Below are 2,228 nucleotides of genomic sequence, written 5' to 3'. Positions count from 1 at the left end.
TGATCCTTATTTTTATTTAGCGATAAACTATGTATCATAAACCAATTCGTTGGTCGATAACTGCTCTCAAAAATGACTACAAAATTTGGTGGAAGTGTTCAGTAGATTTGAACCATCCCAAAATTTGCATGGGCAATGCGCGACTAGGGCTCCTGATAAGGCGAAACCATGGTTTAGCGATTAATGACACCACGGCTTTTGATAGCCTCCCATTTACGCAGCTACTTGTTCATTAACAACAAGTGAAATGGATGCATGGGTACATGCCAGCATGTTCACGAGCATATCAATAGTAAAAAGATGAATTTTACCACGAATCAAATCACTGATTCGTGGTTGAGATACTTGCATTAATTTTGCTGCTTGAGATTGTGTCAATTTTTTATCAGCAATATATTTCTCTATTGCTCGCATTAATGCTGCTCTAATTTTTAAATTTTCTGATTCAGATTCACTAAATCCTAAATCATCAAAAATACTGCCCGTAGTGGTATGATTCATCATCGTTTCCTCCCTAATTGCGTTAGGGTATTTGTTTAAACCGTTTTTTAGCCAATTCAAGATCTTTGCTACTTGTTTTTTGCGTTTTTTTCACAAAGGAATGAAGCACATATATGCTTTCTTCTTTCTGGGCTAAGTAAATGACGCGATATTCATTATCACAATGAATCCTGATTTCTTTAACACCTTGCCCAATCGATGTCATGGGTTTCCAATCAGCTGGTTCTTGACCTCTTTGAATTTTATCCAGATTATATCCTGCAGATTGCCTCGCTTCTTTAGGAAAATCTAATAAGTCATTGTAACTGCTGCCTAACCAAATTATAGGTTTCATTAACTAAATATACAAGATTTTATATAAGTTAAATATACCACAGGCTCTCAACAATAAACAGAGTCAGATTTGAAGTATTATTATTTGCCTAAATTGATCGGCAAAAAATTAACCAATGCGAATTGGTCCCCCAATTCAGCCAATTTTAGCTAAAAATCAGAAAAACGAGTCAATCTTAGGGCATATTTGTCACTTTCATCCTCAGGCTTCGAGCAACAATCAATAAATTTGCTCTTTCTGGCAAAACCGATCCATCCCGCGGTCCGCGCGTATCGTGGAGGAGAGGGGCAAGGGTTTGGGGGTTAAAATAGGTCGCGTTAGCAACGCTGGTCTATGTTGTATTAGGCGCATATAATTCAGCCCCACTGCACCCCTTGGCAATTTTCCATCTTATTAACTGAAGCAGCTCACAACAATGGCCTTCAACACGAACAAACACAGACCTTGCATGATGAATAACCTGCCCGGGCAGTTGTATGACGTGAAATCGTAATGCCTTCATTTTGCTTTCTTTTAACTCTTTTGGAAGTGCCACAATTTGCATCAACCGATTCAGATTAAAAGACAACACCATAATCGCCCACCACGCCGCATTTGCTCCAAACAAATTCGATGGAAACTGCCCACCAGCCAAGCCTTCCTTTTGTGTGCTATGAACATGCTCACTCTTGCCACAACGTTTACGGTGCCATTGAATCAAATCAGAGCCATCAATATCACGATTCGTGACAACAGAAAATAATTTATACCTCACTTCGTTTAATTTAATCGTTTGAAACGGTAAATCCAATTCATCATCCTGTTTGGTTTTCGATGGCTTCATCATTTCACGTATGGCTAAATAGCGATAACTAGCTTTGCTTCTTACTGCCCATTCGGGCACAAAACAAATATCAGCCCACTCCTGATTTGTTTTGATTTTGTTACCATCGGCATCTTCTTGGTAAATGGGATGCCAATGTTTTTCATCCCGAGACAGGGCTTCCTTTTTAATCCCAGCACTGACACGTGCCGCAATGGCAAATGAAATAACGCCAAATCGAGAATCGTCACCTTCCGCACAATATCGTATTAAATCCTCCTGATAGCCCGCGCTATCAGAGCGTAGATTCACCTGTTTCACATCGGGCGGTAACAATGCTATCGCCTCTTTCAGAAGACGCAATTGACCAAAACCAGCATTGACGTTGCCGTCTCTAAATTCACTGTGTAATAAAATTCCATGCTCTGCCCAGTATGTATTAAATGGTTGGTACGCTTTAAACCCTTTGTAACTGATATAGGCGCGGATTTTTAGACGAAAAAAAGGTATTTTTAAGAGCTATTCTTCTAATATAAGAGGGGAATAGAATGACCAAAAAGCGAAATTATTACACTGCATCAAAAAAATCAA

3 protein-coding genes are annotated in these 2,228 nt (G+C 39.2%); all 3 read right to left on the bottom strand.

What is annotated here, in order from left to right:
- Window positions 1–213: 213 nt before the first annotated feature.
- The gene (locus ELY15_RS15270) at window positions 214–504 is read right to left on the bottom strand and encodes a helix-turn-helix domain-containing protein (RefSeq protein WP_199744236.1); all 291 of its coding nucleotides are present in this window, start codon (window positions 502–504) and stop codon (window positions 214–216) included.
- A 19-nt stretch (window positions 505–523) separates the two neighbouring features.
- Entirely contained in the window at window positions 524–835 is a 312-nt protein-coding gene (locus tag ELY15_RS15265) for a type II toxin-antitoxin system RelE/ParE family toxin (protein ID WP_127101540.1), read from the bottom strand.
- Between the two features lie 331 nt (window positions 836–1,166).
- Window positions 1,167–2,114, bottom strand: coding sequence for a transposase (locus ELY15_RS15260; RefSeq protein ID WP_233586849.1), 948 nt, complete (start codon window positions 2,112–2,114; stop codon window positions 1,167–1,169).
- Window positions 2,115–2,228 lie beyond the last annotated feature (114 nt).

This window comes from Legionella sp. km772 (assembly GCF_003989735.1).
GTDB lineage: Bacteria > Pseudomonadota > Gammaproteobacteria > Legionellales > Legionellaceae > Legionella.
This window is presented reverse-complemented; position numbering and strand designations above follow the sequence as displayed.

Bases quoted from the DNA above. Each gene is read 5' to 3' on its own strand.
- ELY15_RS15265 (WP_127101540.1), bottom strand. From the start codon at position 835: ATGAAACCTATAATTTGGTTAGGCAGCAGTTACAATGACTTATTAGAT.
- ELY15_RS15270 (WP_199744236.1), bottom strand. From the start codon at position 504: ATGATGAATCATACCACTACGGGCAGTATTTTTGATGATTTAGGATTT.